Raw genomic sequence first — 299 nt, 5'->3', positions numbered from 1 at the left:
GTCATCCAGAACCGCTATCTGGAAGCCAATGACCGTCCGGAGCGTGTGGACTTGCGTTCCTATGCCAGACAGGGGCTTGATATTGTCCCCACTGTCCATGAGGGGGCTGCTGTCCGGCAGATGGAAAAGCGTGGTATCCAGACGAATATCGGAAACCTGAACCGGGAAATCAGAGCCGCCAACAGTCTGATGAAGTCCATCCGGCAGCTTATCCAAAACCTCAAAGGCTGGATTACCGAGCTGGGCGAAAAACGGAAAGAGCTGCTTGCACAAAAAGCGGCGGAGGAAGCGACACTTCT

Annotated in this window: 1 protein-coding gene; it reads left to right on the top strand. The window is 54.5% G+C overall.

Going from position 1 to position 299, the window contains the following annotated elements:
* Positions 1–299 (top strand): MobA/MobL family protein (locus tag DWX26_RS17300; protein WP_243030709.1); only part of this gene is annotated, 299 nt, incomplete at both ends.

Origin of the sequence: Blautia sp. AF19-1, from assembly GCF_003479155.1 — a bacterium.
GTDB lineage: Bacteria > Bacillota > Clostridia > Lachnospirales > Lachnospiraceae > Fusicatenibacter > Fusicatenibacter saccharivorans.
The sequence above is the reverse complement of the archived record's forward strand: the minus strand, read 5'-3'. Positions and strand labels throughout refer to the sequence as shown.